The organism is Variovorax sp. VaC1 (assembly GCF_043658315.1).
GTDB lineage: Bacteria > Pseudomonadota > Gammaproteobacteria > Burkholderiales > Burkholderiaceae_C > Variovorax.
Genome location: NZ_JBIGLT010000003.1, coordinates 178384 through 199396 on the forward strand (window position 1 = coordinate 178384; position 21013 = coordinate 199396).

Annotated in this window: 19 protein-coding genes; 8 read left to right on the forward strand and 11 right to left on the reverse strand. The window is 66.9% G+C overall.

Annotation, left to right across the window (positions count from 1 at the left end; all coding sequences use genetic code 11):
- Positions 1–12 precede the first annotated feature (12 nt).
- The gene (gene dnaE / locus ACGLHS_RS12980; RefSeq protein ID WP_394480196.1) at positions 13–3531 is read left to right on the forward strand and encodes a DNA polymerase III subunit alpha; all 3519 of its coding nucleotides are present in this window, start codon (positions 13–15) and stop codon (positions 3529–3531) included.
- Positions 3532–3626: 95 nt separating this feature from the next.
- Positions 3627–4001, forward strand: coding sequence for a YgiW/YdeI family stress tolerance OB fold protein (locus ACGLHS_RS12985; protein ID WP_394480198.1), 375 nt, complete (start codon positions 3627–3629; stop codon positions 3999–4001).
- Positions 4002–4044: 43 nt separating this feature from the next.
- Here ACGLHS_RS12985 and ACGLHS_RS12990 read toward each other — a convergent pair whose 3' ends face one another.
- The 11 genes from ACGLHS_RS12990 to ribD all read right to left on the reverse strand — a co-directional run bounded on the left by ACGLHS_RS12990 (position 4045) and on the right by ribD (position 13701).
- Positions 4045–5775 (reverse strand): peptidoglycan D,D-transpeptidase FtsI family protein, encoded by a 1731-nt coding sequence (locus ACGLHS_RS12990; RefSeq protein WP_394480200.1) that lies wholly within the window; start codon positions 5773–5775, stop codon positions 4045–4047.
- A gap of 106 nt (positions 5776–5881) precedes the next feature.
- Positions 5882–6799, reverse strand: a complete 918-nt coding sequence (locus ACGLHS_RS12995) for an energy transducer TonB (RefSeq protein ID WP_394480202.1) — start codon at positions 6797–6799, stop codon at positions 5882–5884.
- Between the two features lie 3 nt (positions 6800–6802).
- Entirely contained in the window at positions 6803–7240 is a 438-nt protein-coding gene (locus ACGLHS_RS13000) for a biopolymer transporter ExbD (RefSeq protein WP_093246948.1), read from the reverse strand.
- Between the two features lie 16 nt (positions 7241–7256).
- Positions 7257–7979, reverse strand: a complete 723-nt coding sequence (tolQ, locus tag ACGLHS_RS13005) for a protein TolQ (RefSeq protein ID WP_093246949.1) — start codon at positions 7977–7979, stop codon at positions 7257–7259.
- Positions 7976–8434, reverse strand: a complete 459-nt coding sequence (locus ACGLHS_RS13010) for a YbgC/FadM family acyl-CoA thioesterase (RefSeq protein WP_394480205.1) — start codon at positions 8432–8434, stop codon at positions 7976–7978. The genes tolQ and ACGLHS_RS13010 overlap by 4 nt, the downstream gene beginning before the upstream one ends.
- Before the next feature lie 13 nt (positions 8435–8447).
- Complete coding sequence (locus ACGLHS_RS13015) at positions 8448–9635, reverse strand: pyridoxal phosphate-dependent aminotransferase (RefSeq protein WP_394480207.1); 1188 nt, start codon at positions 9633–9635, stop codon at positions 8448–8450.
- The gene (gene nusB, locus ACGLHS_RS13020) at positions 9632–10168 is read right to left on the reverse strand and encodes a transcription antitermination factor NusB (protein WP_394480209.1); all 537 of its coding nucleotides are present in this window, start codon (positions 10166–10168) and stop codon (positions 9632–9634) included. The genes ACGLHS_RS13015 and nusB overlap by 4 nt, the downstream gene beginning before the upstream one ends.
- Positions 10165–10629 carry a 6,7-dimethyl-8-ribityllumazine synthase gene (gene ribH, locus ACGLHS_RS13025; RefSeq protein WP_093246953.1) on the reverse strand — a complete coding sequence of 155 codons (465 nt, stop codon included), beginning with the start codon at positions 10627–10629 and terminating at the stop codon, positions 10165–10167. The genes nusB and ribH overlap by 4 nt, the downstream gene beginning before the upstream one ends.
- 6 nt (positions 10630–10635) lie before the next feature.
- Positions 10636–11790, reverse strand: coding sequence for a bifunctional 3,4-dihydroxy-2-butanone-4-phosphate synthase/GTP cyclohydrolase II (ribBA, locus tag ACGLHS_RS13030; protein WP_093246954.1), 1155 nt, complete (start codon positions 11788–11790; stop codon positions 10636–10638).
- Entirely contained in the window at positions 11787–12440 is a 654-nt protein-coding gene (locus tag ACGLHS_RS13035) for a riboflavin synthase (protein WP_093246955.1), read from the reverse strand. The genes ribBA and ACGLHS_RS13035 overlap by 4 nt, the downstream gene beginning before the upstream one ends.
- Before the next feature lie 133 nt (positions 12441–12573).
- Complete coding sequence (gene ribD, locus ACGLHS_RS13040; protein ID WP_394480213.1) at positions 12574–13701, reverse strand: bifunctional diaminohydroxyphosphoribosylaminopyrimidine deaminase/5-amino-6-(5-phosphoribosylamino)uracil reductase RibD; 1128 nt, start codon at positions 13699–13701, stop codon at positions 12574–12576.
- A gap of 167 nt (positions 13702–13868) precedes the next feature.
- Here ribD and pilV point away from each other — a divergent pair, with 167 nt between their 5' ends.
- Genes pilV through ACGLHS_RS13070 form a run of 6 tightly spaced genes read left to right on the forward strand, consistent with a single transcriptional unit; the run spans position 13869 to position 21011 of the window.
- Entirely contained in the window at positions 13869–14456 is a 588-nt protein-coding gene (gene pilV / locus ACGLHS_RS13045) for a type IV pilus modification protein PilV (protein WP_394480215.1), read from the forward strand.
- A complete protein-coding gene (locus ACGLHS_RS13050; protein WP_394480217.1) occupies positions 14443–15417 on the forward strand; it encodes a PilW family protein in 975 nt (324 codons plus the stop codon). The genes pilV and ACGLHS_RS13050 overlap by 14 nt, the downstream gene beginning before the upstream one ends.
- Positions 15414–16067 (forward strand): PilX N-terminal domain-containing pilus assembly protein, encoded by a 654-nt coding sequence (locus tag ACGLHS_RS13055; protein WP_394480219.1) that lies wholly within the window; start codon positions 15414–15416, stop codon positions 16065–16067. The genes ACGLHS_RS13050 and ACGLHS_RS13055 overlap by 4 nt, the downstream gene beginning before the upstream one ends.
- Complete coding sequence (locus ACGLHS_RS13060) at positions 16064–20020, forward strand: pilus assembly protein (protein WP_394480221.1); 3957 nt, start codon at positions 16064–16066, stop codon at positions 20018–20020. The genes ACGLHS_RS13055 and ACGLHS_RS13060 overlap by 4 nt, the downstream gene beginning before the upstream one ends.
- Positions 20017–20436, forward strand: a complete 420-nt coding sequence (locus ACGLHS_RS13065) for a type IV pilin protein (RefSeq protein ID WP_394480224.1) — start codon at positions 20017–20019, stop codon at positions 20434–20436. Before ACGLHS_RS13060 ends, ACGLHS_RS13065 begins: the two co-directional genes overlap by 4 nt.
- On the forward strand, positions 20433–21011 hold the full coding sequence (locus ACGLHS_RS13070; RefSeq protein WP_394480226.1) for a GspH/FimT family protein: 579 nt from the start codon (positions 20433–20435) through the stop codon (positions 21009–21011). Before ACGLHS_RS13065 ends, ACGLHS_RS13070 begins: the two co-directional genes overlap by 4 nt.
- Positions 21012–21013 lie beyond the last annotated feature (2 nt).

Genomic DNA, 21013 nt, shown 5'->3' on the forward strand with positions numbered 1-21013 from the left:
TACAATGGAAGGATGTTTGTTCACCTGCGCCTGCACACCGAATTTTCCGTCGTCGACGGCACCAACCGGATCGACGAAGCCATCAAGGCCGCTGCTGGCGACAAGCAGCCAGCCCTCGCCATCACCGACCTGAACAACCTGTTCGGGGCCATCAAGTTCTACAAGCAGGGCCGGGGCAAGGGCGTCAAGCCCGTCATCGGGGCTGAAATCTTCATCGAGGGGCTCGGCAAGGAGCCGGGCGTGCTCACCCGCATCGTGCTGCTGGTGCAGAACATGGAAGGCTATCTGCACCTGTCCGAGCTGCTGGCGCGGGCCTGGACGCAGAACGTGGGCCGGGGCCAGTCGCAGGCGGCCTGCAAGCTCGAATGGGTCGAGGAACTGCAGGGCGGCCTGATCGCGTTGTCGGGCGCACAGGCCGGGCCGCTGGGCGCGCCGCTGCTGCAAGGCCAGGAAGAGCGCGCGGCCGAGCTGGCGCTGCAATTGGCGGGAATGTTCCCGCATCGCTTCTATATCGAGCTGCAGCGCGCCGGCCGTCCTGAAGACGAGCCGCACGTCATTGCCGCCGTCAAGCTCGCGGCGCGCCTGAACCTGCCGGTGGTGGCCACGCACCCGGTGCAGTTCGCGGAGCGCCAGGACTACGAGGCGCACGAGGCGCGCGTCTGCATTTCCGAAGGCGAGATCCTGGGCAACCCGCGCCGCGTGCGCAAGTTCACTGAAGAGCAGTACTTCAAGTCGACCGCCGAGATGCAGGCGCTGTTCGCCGACGTGCCGAGCGCGCTGGCCAACACGGTCGAGATCGCCAAGCGCTGCAACCTGACGCTGGTGCTGGGCAAGCCGCAGCTGCCCGACTTTCCCACGCCCTTCGTCAGCGAAGGCGTGCGCATGCCGATCGACGATTTCTTCCGCCAGGAGTCGTTCGACGGGCTGGAGATGCGGCTGAAGCATCTCTACCCCGACCAAGCCAAGCGCGATGCCGAACGGGGGCGCTATGTGGAGCGGCTGGAGTTCGAGATCAACACGATCCTGAACATGGGGTTCCCGGGCTACTTCCTGATCGTGGGCGACTTCATTCAATGGGCCAAGGCCAACGGCTGCCCGGTGGGCCCGGGCCGGGGCTCGGGTGCCGGCTCGCTGGTGGCGTACGCGCTGAAGATCACCGACCTCGACCCGCTCGAATACAAGCTGCTGTTCGAACGTTTCCTGAACCCCGAGCGCGTCTCGATGCCCGACTTCGACATCGACTTCTGCCAGGGCAACCGGGACCGCGTGATCGACTACGTGAAGGACAAGTACGGCCGCAATGCCGTGAGCCAGATCGCCACCTTCGGCACGATGGCCGCGCGCGCCGCGATCCGCGACGTGGGCCGCGTGCTGGACATGAGCTACATGTTCTGCGACGGCATCAGCAAGCTGATTCCGAACAAGCCGGGCATGTCGGTCACGCTGCAGTACCCGCCCGAGAAAAAGATCGAGGGCGACAAGAACAACTACGCCATCGAGATGGAGCCGCAGCTCGCGCAGCGCATCGAGAAGGAAGAAGAAGTCAAGATGCTGGTCGAGCTTGCGCAGAAGCTCGAAGGCATGACGCGAAACATCGGCATGCACGCCGGGGGCGTGCTCATTGCGCCGGGCAAGCTCACCGACTTCTGCCCGCTCTACCAGCAGCCCGGCAGCGACTCGGCCGTGAGCCAGTACGACAAGGACGACGTCGAAGCCATCGGCCTCGTGAAGTTCGACTTCTTGGGCCTTGCGACGCTCACCATCCTGGAGATCGCCAAGGAGTTCATCGTCAAGCGCCACAAGGGCCAGGAGAACTTCGCGTTCGAGGACATCAAGCTGAACGACGCGGCCACCTACCGGCTGTTCTCCGAAGGCAAGACCGAGGCCGTGTTCCAGTTTGAATCGCGCGGCATGCAGGGCATGCTGAAAGACGCGCGGCCGACGCGGCTCGAAGACCTGATCGCGCTGAACGCGTTGTACCGACCGGGCCCGATGGACCTGATTCCCAGCTTCGTGGCGCGCAAGCACGGCCGCGAAGAAGTGGAGTACCCGCACCCGGCCGTGGCCGAGATGCTCTCCGAGACCTACGGGATCATGGTCTACCAGGAGCAGGTGATGCAGACCGCGCAGATCCTGGGCGGCTACTCGCTCGGCGGCGCCGACTTGCTGCGCCGCGCGATGGGCAAGAAAAAGCTCGAGGAGATGGCCGAGCACCGCGAGAAATTCCGCGCGGGCGCGCTTTCCACGCACGGCATTCCGCAGGACAAGGCCGACGAAATCTTCGACTTGATGGAGAAGTTCGCGGGCTACGGCTTCAACAAGTCGCACGCTGCCGCGTACTCGCTGCTGGCGTACCACACGGGCTGGCTCAAGGTCCACTACACGGCCGAGTTCTTCTGCGCGAATATGACCGTGGAAATGGACGACACGGACAAGCTCAAGCTGCTGTTCGAGGACGCCCAGAAAAACTTCGGCATCACCTTCGAGCCGCCGGACGTGAACCGCGGCAACTACCGCTTCGAGCCGGTCACCAACAAGGTGATCCGCTACGGGCTCGGCGCGGTCAAGGGCACGGGCCAGCTCGCGGTCGAGGCCGTGGTGCGGGCGCGCGAAGAGGGCGGGCCGTTCAAGAGCCTGTACGACTTCTGCGTGCGTATCGACCGCCAGCGCATCAACAAGCGCACGGTCGAAGCGCTCATCAAGGCGGGCGCCTTCGATGCGATCCAGCAGAACCGCGCGTCGCTGATCGCCTCGGTCGACCGCGCCTTCGAATTCGCCAACGCCACGGCGGCCAATGCTTCGCAGGCCGACATCTTCGGCGACTGCGACCACGGCTCGGCCACCGCCGAGCCCGACCTGGTCGACGCCACGCCATGGGGCGTGAAGGAGCGCCTGACACTCGAGAAAACGGCCATCGGCTTCTACCTGTCGGGCCACCTGTTCGACGAGGTCTCGCACGAGGTGCGGCGCTTCTGCAAGCGCGAGATCGGCGACCTGCTCGACAGCCGCGACCCGCAGGTGATCGCCGGCATCGTGAGCGACTTCCGCGTCATCAACGGCCAGCGCGGCCGCCTTGCGATCTTCAAGCTCGACGACAAGTCGGACGCCATCGACGCCACCGCCGACGAGGCACTGATCAACGCCAACCGCAACACATTGAAAGACGACGAACTGGTCATCGTCAGCGGCCGGCTGCAGCCTGCGCGCGGCGGCTTCGAGGCGCGCTTCCAGGTGCAGCAGGTGTGGGACCTGGCGACGGCGCGCTGCCGCTTCGGCAAGTTCCTGCGCGTGGCGGTCAACGGCAAGGTGCCCGAGATCGCGCGGCTGGTGAAAGACTTTCCGCCGCGCACCGAGCAGACCGAAGTGGGCGACCTGGTGCAGGGCCTGCCGGTGCGCCTGTCGATGGCGCGTGGTGGCGCACAGGTCGAGTTGCAACTGGGCGAGCGCGCCAAGTTCTTTCCGACCGACGCGGCGCTCGCAAGCTGGACGGCGCAGGCAGAGGCGGGCAAGGCGCTGGTCGTCTACGAGTAATGGCCCCGGGCTGACAAGGGTCGTGGAACCATTCGGACGCGTGTGGCGTCCATCTGGTTCTTCACAACCAGGCCGTTCGAGGAGGAACGATTGCCATGACCCATGCCCAGAACAAGACCCTGAAGAACGCCGCGCTCGCGCTCGGCATGTCGCTGTCGATGGCGGCCGCCTTCGCGCAGTACGCCGGCCCGAACACCGTGCCGACCCTGACCGTCAAGCAGCTGCTCGACACCGGCAAGGATGACCAGCACGCCACGCTGCGTGGCTTCATCGTGTCGCACGATGGCGGCGAGGACTACACCTTTGCCGACGACAGCGGCCGCATGAAAGTGGAGATCGACGCCAAGTATTTCCCCCCGGGCGTGAAGATCGACGACAAGGTGCGCGTCGAGATTTCCGGCAAGTTCGACAAGAGCCTCGTCGGCAACAAGGTCGAACTCGAGGTCAAGCGCCTGAGCCTGGCGCCCTGAGCGTCGGCTGGCACTGCCGCCGCTGCCGCATGCGCTGCGGCGGTCAGTGCGACATCGGCGCCACCGCAAGGTCGGGCAGCACGTTCATGATGCGCAGCGTCTGCTGCACCACCTGGCTGAACACCGGCGCCGCCACGAGGCCGCCGAAATACTTGCCCGCACTCGGCTCGTCGATCATCACCGCGACGATGATGCGCGGCTTGTCGATGGGCGACATGCCGGTGTACCAGGCGCGGTACTTGTTGCTCGCGTAGCCCTTGCCGACCTGCTTGTGGGCCGTGCCGGTCTTGCCGCCGACCGAGTAGCCCTGGGTCTGCGCGAGCGGCGCGGTGCCACCGGGCGCGGCGGCCAGATGCATCATCTGGCGCACCTCGCTGGCGACCGTCGGCGAGAACACCCGCACGCCGGCCGGCTCGGTGCCGGTGTTCTTCAGCAGGCTCACCGGGATGACTTCGCCGTCATGCGCAAAGGCGGTGTACGCGTGCGCGATCTGGAACAGCGAGGCCGAGAGGCCGTAGCCGTAGGACATGGTGGCCTGCTCGATCGGCCGCCACGACTTCCAGGGCCGCAGCCGCCCGGTCACGGCGCCGGGGAAGGGCGTCTGCGGCTTCTGCCCCAGGCCCACGGCCGTGAGCGAGTTCCACATCTCCTGCGCCGACATGCGCTGCGAGATCTTGGTGGCGCCGACGTTGCTCGACTTCTGGATCACGCCCTCGACGGTCAGCACACCGAAGTTCTCGTCGTCGTGGATGGTCGCACCCGACACGGTGATGCGGCCGGGATTGGTGTCGATGATGGTCTTGGGCGTCACGCGGCCGAGCTGCAGCGCGGTGGCGACGGTGATCGGCTTCATGGTCGAGCCGGGCTCGAAGACGTCGGTCATGGCGCGGTTGCGCAGCTGTTCGCCGGTGAGGTTGTGGCGGTCGTTGGGGTCGTAGCTCGGGTAGTTGGCCATGGCGAGCAGCTCGCCCGTCACGGTGTCGACCACGACCACGCTGCCGGCGCGGGCCTTGTTGGCGATCACGGCGTCGCGGATTTTTTCGTAGGCCACGAACTGCACGCGGTCGTCGATGCTGAGTTGGATGTCGTGGCCGTCGGTCGGCGGCACCTGGTCTTCGGTGTCTTCGACGATGTGGCCCAGCCGGTCTTTCAGCACGTGGCGCGAGCCGGCCTTGCCGGCCAGGTCCTTGTCGAAGGCCAGTTCGATGCCTTCCTGGCCGATGTCCTCGACGTTGGTGAAGCCCGCAAGGTGCGCGGCCGCCTCGCCTTCAGGGTATTGGCGCCGGTAGTCGCGGCGCAGGTAGATGCCCTTGATGTTGAGCGCGGCGACCTGCTTGGCCACCGACTGGTCGACCTGCCGCTTGAGCCAGACGAAGCTCTTGTCTTCGTCCGCCAGCTTCTTGTCGAGCTCTTTCTGCGGCATGCCGAGCAGCTTGGCCGCCTCCTTGAGCTTGCCCTGCACGGCGGGGTCGTCACGCTCGATGTCTTCGGGAATGGCCCAGATACTGGGGGCCGGGATGTCGGACGCGAGGATCAGCCCGTTGCGGTCGAGGATGCGGCCGCGGTTGGCCGGCAGCTCGAGCGTGCGCTGGTAGCGCACTTCACCCTGGTGCTGGAAGAAGTCGTTGTTGAAGATCTGTACGTAGGCGGCCCGGGCTGCCAGCAGCACGAAGCCGAAGGCGATGCTGGCCACGATGAACTTGCTGCGCCATACGGGCGTCCTGCTGGCGAGAAGCGGACTGCTGCCGTACCGGATGTGACCGTTGGGGTTCATCTTTTGCGGGCGTGGGGCCCTGCTGTTGTTTTGTTCGCGTGTAGACAGCGCGACGTTGATCAAGTTCCGGGCGGTTCGTGAAAGCCGCCCGGAGCTTGAGCATAAATCAGCGTTTGGGGCGCAGAGTAACGATCAGCGACGGAAAGATGCGTCCATCGGTGTCACGCGGCAGCTTGTCGGTCTTGCGCAGGCCGCGTTCCGCCGCGTCGTCCCAGCCCGGCAGGCCGCTCGTCTTGCTGAGCTTGACGCCGACGATGGTGCCGTCGGGCGCCAGGCTCACTTCGAACTCGGCCGCCGGATTGCCGTTCACGGTGTCGGCATCGGGGAAGGTGATGTTCGGGCGCACCGCGGCGGCGATGCGTCCGGCGTAGCCGCTCGACGGGCCGGACGAGCGCATGGCCGTGCCCTTCGAGTCATCGGAGCCGCTGGCGCCGGCCAGGCCTTGCATGCGTTTGAGCATGGCGGCGCGGTCGGCGGCGGCCTGCTTGGCGGCGGCCTCGGCCTTCTTCGCTTCGGCCTGCTTGGCGTCGGCTTCCTGCTGCTTTTTCTGCTCGGCCAGCTTCTGCTGCTGTTCCTTCTTGCGGTCGGCCTCGTCCTGCGCGCGCTGCTTGGCTTCCAGCTCTTTCTTCTTTTGCTGTTGCTGCTGCTGTTCGAGCTCGCGCTCTTTCTGTTCCTTCTGCTCCTTGAGCTTCTTCTCGCGCTCCAGGGCGATGTCGGGTGCGCGCGGTGCGGGCGCCGGCTCGGGCTCCTTGGCGACAGGGGGCGGTGGCGCGGGCGCGGGAGGCGGCGGTGCGGGTGTCGGCACCGGTGCCGGCGGCGCGGACAGGCGCGGGGCGGCCTGCTGCACCGTGGACGACCACAGCTCGGCATCGACTGCGCCTTCGTCAGGGTCGCTTTTCCAGCGCACGCCCCAGGTCAGCGCCGCGATCAGCAGCGCATGCGCAATAAGGGCGAGCACCACGGCGCGCGGCGTGCCGCGCTGCGGCGGTGGCGCGAACTCGGGGCGGTCCAGTGCGAGCGACATGCCTTATTTGCTGCCCGTGGTCGTGACCGACAGCCCCACGCGCTCGATGCCGCTGCGCTTGAGCTGGTTCATGGCCTTCACGACGGTTTCGTACTTCACCGACTTGTCGGCGCTGATGACCACCGGGCGCTGGTCGTCGCCGCCCTGGGCGGTCTTGGCGGCCGAGCCGATCTGCGTCATGGGGATCGACGTGCCGCCGGTGCCGGTGGACGGATCTTTCTTGATCTGCACTTCGTCGTCGCTCTTGATGACGATCTCGATGGGCTTGTCGGGCTGCTTGTTGGCGCGGTCGACCGTGGGCAGGTTGATCACGCTCGGCGTGATGAGCGGCGCCGTGACCATGAAGATGATCAGCAGCACCAGCATCACGTCGATGAACGGGACCATGTTGATCTCGTTGATCGTGCGGCGTCCTCGGCCGCGGGATGAAACGGCGGGCATGCGCTTGTGTTCCCGCTCAGCGGTTGGCCGGAGCCACCGACGATGCAGAGCCGCCCGCGTTCGGGTTGGCCGAGAGGTTGCGCTGCAGGATGTTGGAGAACTCCTCGATGTAGGTTTCGAGGGCGATGGCGATCTTGTCGATCTCGCGGGCGAAGCGGTTGTAGCCGACCACCGCGGGAATGGCGGCGAACAGGCCGATGGCGGTGGCCACCAGCGCTTCGGCAATGCCGGGGGCCACAGTGGCGAGCGTCACCTGCGTGAGGGCGGCCAGGCCGGTGAAGGCATGCATGATCCCCCAGACCGTGCCGAACAGGCCCACATACGGCGACACCGAACCGACGGTGGCCAGGAACGAGAGGTTTTGTTCAGCCGCATCCAGCTCGCGCTGGAAGCTCGCGCGCATCGCGCGGCGGGCGCCGTCGAGCAGCGTGCCGGCGTCGGTGACGTGGCGCTCGCGCAGCTTCTGGTACTCGCGCATGCCGGAGGCAAAGATGCGTTCCATGGGGCCGGCGAACTTGGCGTTCTGGGCAGCCGAGGCAAACAGCTCGTTCAGGCTGGTGCCCGACCAGAACTCACGCTCGAAGTCGTCGTTCAGCGCACGCATGCGCTTCAAGGCGAAGAACTTGCGGAAGATCGCGGCCCAGCTGGCGATCGAGACGATCACGAGCAGCAGCACGACCAGTTGCACCACGAAGCTCGCATGGAGCAGGAGATTGATGATGGAGAGGTCTTGGTTCATGGCTTGAAAGGTTGAGTCATGGAGCCGCTGTAGCGCTCAAGGGTTCCCGTCACTTGTTTCGGTATGCGTGCAGGACGCAATGTGGTGGCGTCCACCCAGCCGATACGGATCGTGCCTTCGCACAGCAAGACAGGCGCTTCGGCCCCTGTTTGCTCTTGCTCTGTTTTTGATAGCACACGCTGACCGATTATCAACGACGCACTGCCCAATTGTTGAAGATCGGCGGTAACCAGCAGTTCGTCGTCGAGCCGGGACGGCCGATGGTATTTGAGCTGCGTTTCGCTCACCACGAACTGGCCGCCGGTTTCCTCGCGCAGCTTGCGCTGCTCCACGCCGAGCGAGCGCAGCCACTCGGTGCGGCCGCGCTCCATGAACTTCAGGTAGTTGGCATAGAACACGATGCCGCCGGCGTCGGTGTCTTCCCAGTAGACGCGAAGCGGGAACGCGTAGCTCACCGGAGTGCCTCGCTCATTGCGCGGTCATGGCCCGCAAGCGGGCAATAGCTTCCTGCAGGTGCGCCATCGAGCTGGCCGTGGAAAAGCGCACGAACTTCGCCGTCTCGGCGGTGCCGAAGTCGCGGCCTGGCGTGACGGCGACATGGGCGCGCTTCATGGTCTCGAAGGCGAAGTCCCAACTGCCCGAGATGCCGAGTTTTTCGGCCACGCCGGTGCAGTCGGCCCAGGCGTAGAAGGCGCCATCGGGCATCACGGGCACATTCAGGCCGAGCGCGTTCAGCTGCGGAATGAACCAGTCGCGGCGTGCCTTGAACTCGGCGCGGCGGCGTTCGTACTCGGCGATGCTCTCGGCCTCGAAGCAGGCCAGGGCCGCGTACTGCGACACCGTGCTCGCGCAGATGAAGAGGTTTTGCGCGAGCCGCTCGACCACCGGCACCAGCACTTCGGGCACCACCAGCCAGCCCAGGCGCCAGCCGGTCATGTTGAAGTACTTGCTGAAGCTGTTGATGCTGATGACGTTGTCGTCGATGGCCAGCGCCGTTTGCCCGAAGGCATCGTCGTACGAGAGGCCAAGGTAGATCTCGTCGATCAGCGTGATGCCGCCGCGCTTCGACACCACCTCGTGGATGCGGCGCAGCTCATCGGGTGCGATCGAGGTGCCGGTCGGGTTGGACGGCGAGGCGAGCAGCACGCCGCGCGTCTTGTCGGTCCAGGCGGCCTCGACCTTGGCGGCGGTGAGCTGAAAGCGCTCTTCGGCCGTGGTCGGAATCAGCACCGCCTTGCCGTCCGCCGCGCTCACGAAGTGGCGGTTGCAGGGGTAGCTGGGGTCGGGCAGCAGGATCTCGTCGCCGGACTCGATCAGTGCGAGGCAGGCCAGCTGGAGCGCGGCCGAGGCGCCGGCCGTGACGACGATGCGGCGGGCCGGCACGTCGACATTGAAGCGGCTCTTGTACCAGCCGCTGATGCGTTCGCGCAGATGGTCCAGGCCCGTGGCCTGCGTGTACTGCGTGGCACCGGCGCGCACGGCGCGGGCGGCGGCTTCCTGCACCAATGGCGGCGCGGTGAAGTCGGGCTCGCCGATGTTCAGGAAGATCATCGGCCGGTCGGTGTGGGCCACTTCGCGTGCCAGCACACCGGCGGCCTTCGCCACTTCCATCACATAGAAGGGCTCGATGCGCTCCGCGCGCGTCGAGATCCTCATGCCTTTGCTTTCCCCGAAGCCCGGTCGGCTTCCACTTCCAGCGGGCGCAGCTTCGGCGCCAGGCCATTGAGCACGGCGTTCACGTACTTGTGGCCGTCGGTGCCGCCGAATTCCTTGGCCAGCTCGATGCACTCGTTGAGCACCACGCGCCAGGGCACGTCCAGGCAGTTCTGGAATTCGTACACACCGATCCACATCACGGCGTGCTCGATGGGCGAGATTTCTTCGAATTTGCGATCGAGCAGCGGGCGGATCAGCGCGTCGAGCTGTTCGGCGCCTTCGATCGAGCCGTGCAGCAGCGCGTCGTAGTGCAGCGCGTCGGCCTTGTGGAAGCCCGCGAGGTCGCGCGTGAAATGGTCGATGTCGGTCGGGTCGTTGCGGCCCACCAGGTGCTGGTAGAGCGCCTGCAGCGCGAATTCGCGGGCGCGGCTGCGGTTCGACTTGGCCGAAGCCTTGCGCGCGCCGGTGCTGGTCAGGCCCACGCGCGATTGACGGGGCTTGGTGCCAGTGGGCTTGGAGGTGTCTTCGGTCATGAAAGGGTGGCCAGCAGTTGCGCCATCTCGACAGCCACGCGGGCTGCGTCGCGGCCCTTGTCGGTCTGCCGGGCAATGGCCTGCTCGAGGTTTTCGGTGGTGATGATCGCGTTGGCGATGGGAAGGCGGTAGTCGAGCGAAACGCGGCTCACGCTCGCGCCCGATTCGTTGGCCACCAGTTCGAAGTGGTAGGTCTCGCCGCGGATGATGCAGCCCAGCGCCACGAGCGCGTGATAACCACCGCGCTCGGCCAGCGCCTGCAGGGCGATCGGCACTTCGAGCGCGCCGGGCACTTGCAGGTGATGGATGTCGGAAGCTGCCACGCCGAGCGATTCGAGTTCCGAGAGGCAGGCCGCGGCCAGTGCATCGGTGATGTCGGCGTTGAAGCGCGCCTGCACGATGCCGATGCGCAGGCCTTTTCCATTGAGGGGCGTGTTCTCGCCTTTGTTTGCGCCTTGCATGGTGGGTCAGTCTTTCGTGAGGTAGCCGGCAATCTCGAGGCCGTAGCCCGCGGCCATGCTCGGCATGCGACGCGGCGTGCCCAGCAGGTTCATCTTGTGCACGCCGCATTCGCGCAGGATCTGTGCGCCGATGCCGTAGCTGCGCAGGTCCATGCGGCCGCGCTCGGGGGCTTGCGCGGGGCGCGCGGTGCCGTCGAACTGGGCCAGCAGCTCGTTGGCCGATTCGCCGCAGTTCAGCAGCACGGCCACGCCCTTGCCCTCGGTCGCGATGTGCGAGAGGCTGGCGTCCAGGCTCCACGAGTGCAGCGAGCGGTTGATTTCGAGCGCGTCGAGCACCGACAGCGGCTCGTGCACGCGCACCGACACCGTGTCCTCGGGCGCCCACTTGCCGCGCACCAGCGCCAGATGCACGCCGCGGCTGGGCTTGTCGAGGAAGGCGTGGGCCGTGAAGGCGCCCCAGGCCGTTTGAATCTCACGGCAGCCGACTTTTTCGACCAGCGATTCGGTGCGGCTGCGGTGCTCGATCAGCGCGGCGATGGTGCCGATCTTGATGTTGTGCTCGGCCGCGAAGATCTGCAGGTCGGGCAGGCGCGCCATCGTGCCGTCTTCGTTCATCACCTCGCAGATCACCGAGGCGGGCGAGCAGCCGGCCATGGCGGCGAGGTCGCAGCCGGCTTCGGTGTGGCCGGCGCGCATGAGCACGCCGCCGTCCACTGCCTGCAGCGGGAAGATGTGACCGGGCTGCACGAGGTCGGCGGCCACGGCGTTGGGCGCGACGGCGGCTTGCACGGTGCGCGAGCGGTCGGCGGCCGAAATGCCGGTGGTCACGCCTTCGGCGGCCTCGATGGAGACGGTGAAGGCGGTCGAGTGCTTGGCACCGTTGCGCTGCACCATCGGCGGCAGCTGCAGCCGCTCGCACATTTCGCGCGAGAGCGTCAGGCAGATCAGGCCGCGCGCATGGCGGGCCATGAAGTTGATGGCTTCGGGCGTGATGTGGTCGGCCGCGATGACGATGTCGCCTTCGTTCTCGCGGTCTTCCTCATCGACCAGGATCACCATGCGGCCGGCGGCGAGCTCGGCCACGATTTCCTCGACCGAGGCGATCGGTGCGGGGGCGCGCGCGGCGCGGGGGGCGCCGATGGGCGTGACGGAGGCGTTCATGAAGCGGTGTCCTTGGATGGCGGGACCAGCACGCCGGCCTGGAGCATGCGCTCCACGTAGCGCGCCACGGTATCGATTTCGAGGTTGACCTTCGAGCCGGCCTTCAGGCCGCCGAGGGAGGTGTTGTCGACGGTGTGCGGGATCAGGTTGATGCTGATCTCGGCGCCGCCTTCGATGTCTTTCACGCTGTTGACCGTGAGGCTCACGCCGTTGACGGTGATCGAGCCCTTGTACGCCAGGAAGCGGGCGAGGGCGGGCGGCGCGACCACGCGCAGCTCCCAGCTTTCGCCGATCGGCTCGAAGAAGCTCACCGCGCCGATGCCGTCCACGTGGCCGGACACGATGTGCCCGCCCAGCCGGTCGCTGGCGCGCAAGGCCTTCTCGAGGTTGATGCGGCTGCCTTCGTCGGTCAGGCCCGCGGTCTTGTCGAGCGATTCGGCGGAGATGTCGATGGTGAACTGCTGTCGCTCGGGCAGGAGCGTGGTGACGGTCATGCAGGCGCCGTTGAGCGCGATGCTGTCGCCAAGCCCCACGTCATCGAGGTACCCGTCGGGCACCGCAATGCTGAGTCTTTTGCCAAAGGAGGAGGAGGTGCCGAGGTCGTGGATGGCGGCGATGCGCCCCACGCCGGTGATGATTCCGGTGAACATTCGCACATTTTCGCAGACATCGGGAGCCCTCCGGTTTTTCGTGGCGCTTTGCGCCATGTAATTCGCGCCCCGGAGGGGGCGCGGCTGGCCTTGGGGCGGGTGGCCCCGGCGGTGGCCGCCGTTGCCTCGCCTTCTAGAACGCGTCCCTTCCAGCGACCCGGGCCACGATGCGCAGGTCGGGGCCGAGCATGTCCACGGACCGGAATTCCAGCGGCAGGACACCCGCCAGCGAGGTCAGCGGGCCTTCCGCATGAATGTGGCTGGCAATGTCGAGCCCGCTGCCGATCAGCTTGGGCGCCATGTAGACCAGCAGTTCGTCGACGCAACCTTCGCGCAGCATCGACCCGTTGAGTTTGTGGCCCGACTCGACGTGCAGCTCGTTGACGCCGCGCGCCGCCAGGTCTTTCAGCAGGGCGGGCAGGTCGACCTTGCCGCCGGCATTCGGCAGGCAGGTGACCGTGGCGCCGCGTGCCTCCAATGCGGCGGCCTTGGCTTCGTCGCGGCTGGCCGCGTAGATCCATACCGGACGGCCTGCTATGAATATGTGAGCATCGGCCGGCGTCTGGAGCCGGCTGTCCACCACCACGAGGTGCGGCTGGCGCGGGGTGTCGACCAAGCGCACGTCCAGTCGCGGGTTGTCTTCGAGCACCGTGCCGACGCCCGTCAGCACCGCGCTGGCCCGGGCCCGCCAGGCATGGCCATCGGTGCGGGCTGCTTCCGACGTGATCCACTGGCTCACGCCGTTGTCGAGCCCGGTCTTGCCATCGAGCGAGGCCGCGGCCTTCAGGCGAACCCAGGGTTGCTTGCGAACCATGCGGCTGAAAAAACCGATGTTGAGTTCGCGCGATTCAGCGGCGCCGGGGCCGACCTCGACGTCGACACCCGCCGCGCGCAGGCGCTCGAAGCCTTGCCCCGCTACCAACGGATTGGGGTCGGCAAGCGATGCCACGACCCGCCGCACGCCCGCCGCGATCAGCGCGTCGCAGCAGGGGCCGGTGCGGCCATGGTGCGAGCACGGTTCGAGCGTGACGTACGCCGTGGCGCCCGCGACCGAATGGCCCTGCGCCGCGGCATCGCGCAGCGCCATCACTTCGGCATGCGGGCCGCCCGCCTTTTGCGTATGACCCTGGCCCAGCACGCGGCCATGGGCATCGCACAGCACACAGCCCACGCGCGGATTCGGATCGGTCAGCAGCAGCGCCGAGGTGGCGAGACGCAACGCAGTGGCGATGTGCTGCGCGTCTTGTTCGTGAGAGGGCATGGGTTTCGTGGAAGAAATTAACAGTGGCGTCGCCGGATCATACGAGCGGCATTCGATCGCGGATGAACGGTGCGCAAGCCTTCGCGAAGGTCCCCTTACGCACGAAGTTCGATGGCGGGAACAAACAAGCAACTCGAGTTGCAACACAAGAGGGAGGGCATCGACACATGGCTTCATCGAAGCATCGGGGCACGGGCTTTTCGCTCGTGGAGGTACTCGTTTCCATCGTCGTGCTGAGCGTGGGCTTGCTCGGCACCGTGCGCATGCTGCTGGCTTCCGTGCGCACGAGCAACGAAGCCGCAACATTCACTGCAGCGGTCAACCTTGTGCGCGAACTGTCGGAGAAGGCGCGCATGAACAAGGGCGTTGCGACAAGCAACAGCACGGCCAATGCGTACCTGGTCGAGCAGCGGGCGGTGGGCCTCGGCAGCGATGCGGGTTCTGCTGGTCGGACGTGCATGGCGTCCGGTGCCGCTTGCGATGCGGCGCAACTGGCGGCCTGGGACATGCGCGAGTGGCTGCAGCGCATCGTCAAGGCATTGCCCGAAGCCCGCGTCAGCGTGTGCTTCGACGAAGCCCCCTGGAGCGATGCGGCGGCCGAGTACGCATGGCCCTGCAGCCACACGGGCCGCAACGTGGTCGTCAAGCTCGGCTGGACGCCGCGTGGCACTGCCGAAACAGCGCGCCTGTCCGCGCCGCGTCTGGTGATGCAACTGGTCCCCGGGCACGTGGACCATGGCCATGGCGGGACGTGAATCGATGCGGCCTGCGCCGCAGCGCGGAGTGACGCTGGTCGAGTTGCTGGTCGCCGTGGCCATCGCATTGGGACTGGTGCTTGCCGCCACGGCCACATTCGTCGGCAGCCGCCAGTTGTTCCAGGCCCATACGGAAGCCCAGGCGGTCGAAGATTCACTGCGGTTCGCGGGCTTCGTCGTCAGAAGCATCGTGCGCCAGGCCGGCTATGCCGACTACGCGCCCGACTACATCGACGCCGATGGCATGGCGGCCACAGGGAGCAACGCGACCTTGCTCGCGTCGTCGGCCGACCCGTTCGACCTGAACATCGTCGGTGCGCGCAACACGCGCGTGAGCGCTGTCGGCAGTGGCTACGGCACGCACGACACCCGGGGTGTGAACGGCAGCGACTCGCTGCTCGTGCGCTTCTTCGGCCGCAGCCGGGCGGGTGGCGGTGGCATCGAGCCGGATGGCACCATGGTCGATTGCATGGGTTTTGCGCAGCCCGGACCTACGGCCGGTCGCTCCGCATCCGCAGACCGCGCATGGAGCTTCTTCTACGTCGCAGTGGCGGCGGACGGCGAGCCCGAGCTCTACTGCAAGTACCGCAGCGACAAAGACGGCAGGTTCAGGGCCGAACCGCTGGCGCGTGGCATCGAGGTCTTCAAGGTCGTCTACGGCTACGACGGCAATGGCGACGGTGTTCCCGAGCGCTGGCTCGATGCGGCGCAGATCGAAGCGCAGGCCACCTCCGCTGCGAAGATCGCCGACGAATGGCGCAAGGTGGTCGGGCTGCGCATCGGCATGGTGGCGCGCAGCGCGCGCGACAACAGCGCGCCGCGGCAGGCAGGCGAACTGCTCTACCCGCTGGGCCCCACGTTCTTCGACGTGAGCTTCAAGCCCAAGGCCGACGGCAGGCTGCGGCGCGTCGCGACCTTCACGGTCATGCTGCGCAATGTCGTGAAAGACCCGGTGCCATGAGACGGGCCACCCGGTCCTCGTCGCGCGGCTTCTCGCTGATCGTCGTGATGCTCATGCTGATCGCTGTCTCGGTGCTCGGCCTTGGCGCGGCGCAGATGTCGCTTGTCAACGAGCGCAGCGCCCGCAACGACCGCGACACCGAAGTGGCGTTTCAGGCCGCCGAAGCCGCGCTGGTCGATGCCGAGAGCGATGTGCTCGGGCCCAACGACGGCGCGCGGCAACGCCTGTGCCTTTTCAGCAGCACTGACGCAACGGCGTTCGTGAACGGATGCGGTGGTGAAGGCGAGCAGCAGGGGCTGTGCGCGCCGGGCGAATCCGGCAGCGAGCCGGCCTGGATGGCGGCCGACTTCTCGGCCGATGCAGGCAAGTCCGTCGCCTACGGCACCTTCACGGGGCAGCGCTACCTCAGCGGCGAGTCGGCGCGGGGCTCGCCTGCCGGCGCACTGTCTGCGCGAGCACCGCGCTACATCGTGGAGGCGCTTCGCCATCGCGGTGGCTGGCAGGCCGACCAGCTCCAGAGCGCGGGTGCCGGCGACGCTCGCTACATCTTTCGCGTCACCGCCATCGGCTACGGCATGCGCGAGGAGACGCAGGTGGTGCTGCAGACCAGCTTGTACAAACCGGCGGCCAGCCCCGGCTGCTCTTCATGAAAGGCAGGACCTGCATGCGTGGTCTTCCTGTGGCCGGCATTGCCGCCTTGCTTCTTTGCGTCGTCGGTTGTGCGCAAGCCGCCGGCCCGGCGCTGCCGCCCGATGCGGTGCTGCCGGACGAGCCGCTCGCCTCGCTGGCGGCGCAGGCCGATCCTCACGTGGTGATCGACCTTGCCTTGAAGGTTGCGAATGCCGGTGCGGCTTACCGGGGGCGTTTCGACTGGACGCAAACCTATTCGGGCTACTGGGACCCGATGGGCTGCTATCGCTATGCGAGTTCCGAGGCGTTTTTCAAGCGTGTGTCCAACGCAACGAAGGGCCGTGGTGGGGAGATCGTTTGCAGCCACCAGTGGAGCGGCAATCTCTTGAACTGGGCGGCGTCTTCCACCCTCGATGCGGTGCGCATGGCATTGACCGGCGGCGATCGCGTGGTGGACGAGCCCGGCCGGACCGTGTTGCAGCGCGCCGTGCTGCCGGAAGCGTTCTATCGCAGCAGCCACTTCGCCGACAAGGCCCTGACGGGCAACCTGGACAAGCTCACACCACTGGTCACGGGCGGTGCCGATGGTGTGCGTGCCACGGACACAATCCACTTCAACAGCTGCCTCGACCGCTTGTTCATCGGCCCGACCGCCACGGGGAGCTGCCTCGAGCCGGGGCGCGATCAGCACCACGGACCAGGTCTTGCCAGCGCGCCCTACGCTGCACGCGTGGAAGTCTGCTCGCCTGAAGAGGCCGCAACGCGTCGCAATCTCTGCTTCAAGTACCCCAGCGGCCATTACAAGCCCATCGGCGCCCTGCAGGCGCATTCGGAGCGAATGCGTTTTTCCGTCTTCGGCTACTTGGTGGACGACGACCCTGCGCGTTACGGCGGCGTGCTGCGCGCGCCCATAACGCACACGGGCCCCACAAAGATCGACGCCGCGTTCGATCAGGTAGACAACACGCAGGCGGAATGGGATGCCAACACCGGCGTCTTCAAGGCCGACCCCATGTCTTCCGCTGGCGCCCGCGATGGCACCGCAATGTTCAGCGGAGTCGTCAACGCCATCAACCGCTTCGGGCGCAGCGGTGCGCGGCGGGGTGCCTACAACAGCTTCGATCCCGCCGGCGAGCTTTACTACGAGTCGCTGCGTTATCTCCAGGGCAAGCCGCCGAGCCCGCAAGCTGTGGCGGGTCTGGCACCGGGCGACGATGTCCGCAAGGGCGGGCTTCCCGTCTACAACGGCACCGATTACTGGGGCGTGGGCCCGCAGGCTCGAACGCAAGCGGCCGCTGCCAGTTGCCAGAGGCGGCACATCCTCGCCATCGGCGATCTTGAAACAGACCACGACCGCTCCTTGCCCGGCAGCATCAGGGGCGATTCGCTTGCGGATTTCGATCGCGGCTTCAATGGCGCCGCTTACGAACCAGACACGGCCCATTGGACAAGCCTGGTCGGCGCGTTCGAGAACAGGGAGGCGCTTTTCTACGTGCACCCCTCCGCAAAGACGGGCCTCGTGACCCAGGGCAACGGCGGTCTGCCCGCCTTCAACTACAAGGGCGGCGCGCGGCTCACGTCGAGCAACATCGCGACCGCTGACACCGGTGCCGACAAGGGCTCGTTCGGCATGGCGGGGTTGGCGTACTGGGCGCGCACGCAGCAGCTTCGGCGCGATCTGCCGGATGCGCGGGTGCAGACCTTCGTCATCGACCTGGGGCAAGGCGAAGACGGCGCGATCCGGCAGAAGCAGCGCGGCAGTGTTTTCTATCTCGCCGCCAAGTACGGCGGTTTCACGGACAGCAACGACGACGGCAACCCGTTCCGGGCGTCCGACGGCGCAGGGCGCCCGGATGTGGCGAGCAACACCGAATGGGCCGATGGCCTCGATGCGGATGGTCAGCCGAAGCCCTCGAACTACTTTCTGGCGAGCGAACCACGACAGGTGATGTCGGCGATCCGCAAGGTCTTCCAGCAAGCTGCCGCGCCATCGGCGCGCGGTGTGATCGGCGGTGCGATGTCGTCGGATCGGCTCGCGCAGGCAGGGGCCAATGTCTATCTGGCGCAGTCCAGCGGACGTCGGTGGGCGGGCACGTTGCTGTCGTATCCGCTTGCGCTCGACGCCCTCACTGGTGGCGTGGAGCGTGGCGATCGACCCGACTGGGACGCGGGCGCCCTGTTGACCGGCCACCCGGCAGCCCATCCGGCAGTGGCAGCGCGCGATCCGTCGAGCAGGCGCATCTTCAGCCTGTCGACAGCCGGTGCCGGCATCCCGTTCGAATGGGCCGCACTCGATTCAGCCCTTCGCGGCCATCTGAACGCCACACCCTACGCCGAGCCTTCCGCATCGGATGATCTCGGCCCCGAGCGGCTGGCCTATCTGCGAGGGGAGCGACGCAAGGAACAGTCGATACCGGGCGGCGTGTTCCGGGTGCGCGATTCGGTCATGGGCGACGTGGCCCATTCCATTCCCTTGTTCGTGAGCGCACGGCAGGGGCGGCAGGCGGCGGTGTATGTCGACGCCAACGACGGCATGCTTCACGCCTTTTCCGCGCAGACAGGCGAAGAGCTCTTTGCCTATGTGCCGCGCGGCGTCTTTCCCAGGCTGGCGGTGTACACCTCGCCGGACTACATCCACCAGAGCCATGTCGACGGCTCGCCCGCCATCGGTGAAGTGCCGATGGCCAATGGCGCGCGCAGGACAGTGCTGGTCTCCGGTGCCGGCGGCGGGGCCACCAGTGTCTTCGCACTCGATGTGAGCGACCCCGCGGCGTTCTCTGCCGACAAGGTGATGTGGGAGTTCGGCGCCGCGGACGACGCGGACATGGGCCATTTGACGCAGGCGCCGCGCGTGCTGAGGTTCCGCACCTCGGCGGCTGGCCGCGCGGGGGCGGCCACTTACGGCTGGTTCGCCGTCGTGCCTTCGGGCTTCAACAACGCCAACCCTGAGAAGCGTGCCGCGCTGTTCCTGCTTTCGCTCGACAAGCCGGCGGGCGCGGGCTGGGTGCGGGGCGTCAACTTTCACAAGATCGTCCTGCCTCGCCCGGCCGACAACACCATGGTGAACGCGTTGAGCGTGCCGGGCGACTATGCGGCCGCCGACGGCGCCACGCGATTCCTCTATGCCGGGGATACCCAGGGCAATCTGTGGAAGTTCGACTTCACCGGCAATGCGCCGTGGAGCGAAGGCAACGCGTTGGGGCTCAGGGGCGAACCGCTGATGGTCGCGACGGTGGCCGAGGGCGGCATGGCTGCCAGGCGCCAGCCGATCACCGTGCAACCAGAGGTCGGCGTCGGCCCCGGTGGCGACGCCATCGTGCTCTTCGGCACCGGGAAATTCGTGAGCCCTGAAGACCTGGCGCGCTCGAGCCATGGGTTGCAGACCATGTACGCCGTCCATGACAACGGCACGGCCATTCCTGCCGGTGCCGCGCGAGCGCAGCTCCAACCGCGCAAACCGGCCGTCGTTGCGGGGCAGGCGCTTTCGTCCATCGCTGGCGATGCGTTCGTGTACGGCGCCTTCGACCGCAAGACGACGAGCCGGCGCGGCTGGTACTTCGATCTGCCGGCGTCACCCGATCAGGGGGAGCGGCTGGTGTCCAGGCCGGTGCTGGCCGATGGCCAGCTGTTCTTCAGCACGCTGATTCCACGGGCCAGCGCGTGCGGTGGCGATGCGGGTGGACGCAGCTGCGCCGTGAACGCGATGACCGGGCTCTCGAAGACGGGCACCTGTGAGCCTTCGGAAGCGGCCTTGCCGGGCATGACGCATCTGATGCAACTGGGGGAGGCCACCCACAGCGCGACCGATGCGTTCGGGCGCCGGTCTGTCACACGGCGGTTGTCTGTCATCGGTCTGGGCGGCCGGGGCGGCGTCTCGACAGCCCGGCCTGCCGAGGGCGGCAAGGGTGCGCAAGTTGCGGGGCGGATGAACTGGCGGCAGGTCATCGATTACCGAGGAGCGAAGAAGCAATGAGCCCAACAGTAGCATCGAGGATTCGAGCGTTCACGTTGATCGAGGTGATGATCGTGCTCGCCATCGTGGCCATCCTGGCGGCCATCTCCTACCCGTCGTACATGGACTTCGTGCGCAAGAGCTGGCGCAGCGAAGCGCGGTCGGCGCTGATGCAGCAGATGCAGCAGCAGGAACGCCACTTCACCCAGGTCGGCCGCTACCGACCCTACGAGGGCGACTCGGGCGATGGCGGGGCGGGTGGCAAGTACGCCGTTGAAAGCGGCACTTGCGAAGGGCACGGCAACATCGAACGCTGTGTCCGGCTGACGGCAACCCTGAAGGCCGGCCTTTCCGATCCGATGGCCGGCAAGTTCTGGATCGACAGCATGGGTGGCAAAGGGTGCGACGGCCTGCTGCGCGAGAGGTGCTGGCAGTGAAGGCGTTGCGCTGCAGGGCCAAGCCCATCGGTGGCTTCACGTTGGTCGAGCTGATGGTGGTCGTGGCCATCGTGGCGGTGCTGGCAATGGTCGCCGTGCCGAGCTTTCGCGACCTGCTGCTCAATCAGCGGCTGGCGGCGGCTGCACAGGGGTTCAATGCCGCGCTGAGCCTTGCGCGCATGGAAGCGATCCAGCGTTCGGAGAGCGTCAGGGTGCTGGCGCGCTCGGGTGGCGGCGACTGGGGCAGCGGCTGGTCCGTGATGGCCGGGGCTGACCCGCCGCGCCAGGTCCTGCGAAGTTTCGAGCGACTGCCAGAAGGAGTGAGCGTCGATGCTGCGCTTGGAGACGGGTTTGTCCAGGGGCTGCGCTACGACAGCAATGGCTTTTCCCGCCGGGCAGCCAGTAGCGCCTTCGGTGCCGGATGCCTCACCCTGAAGGCCGACACCGGCCGCAGGGCATCCATCGTCGTTTCAGGATCGGGCCGCGCGAGAGTTTGCGATCCGGACCGGCGCGGCGACTGCGGCGCTGGAGCATGCGGCAGGGGAGGCAGGCAGGAGGAAGAGGGCGGCGCATGAGG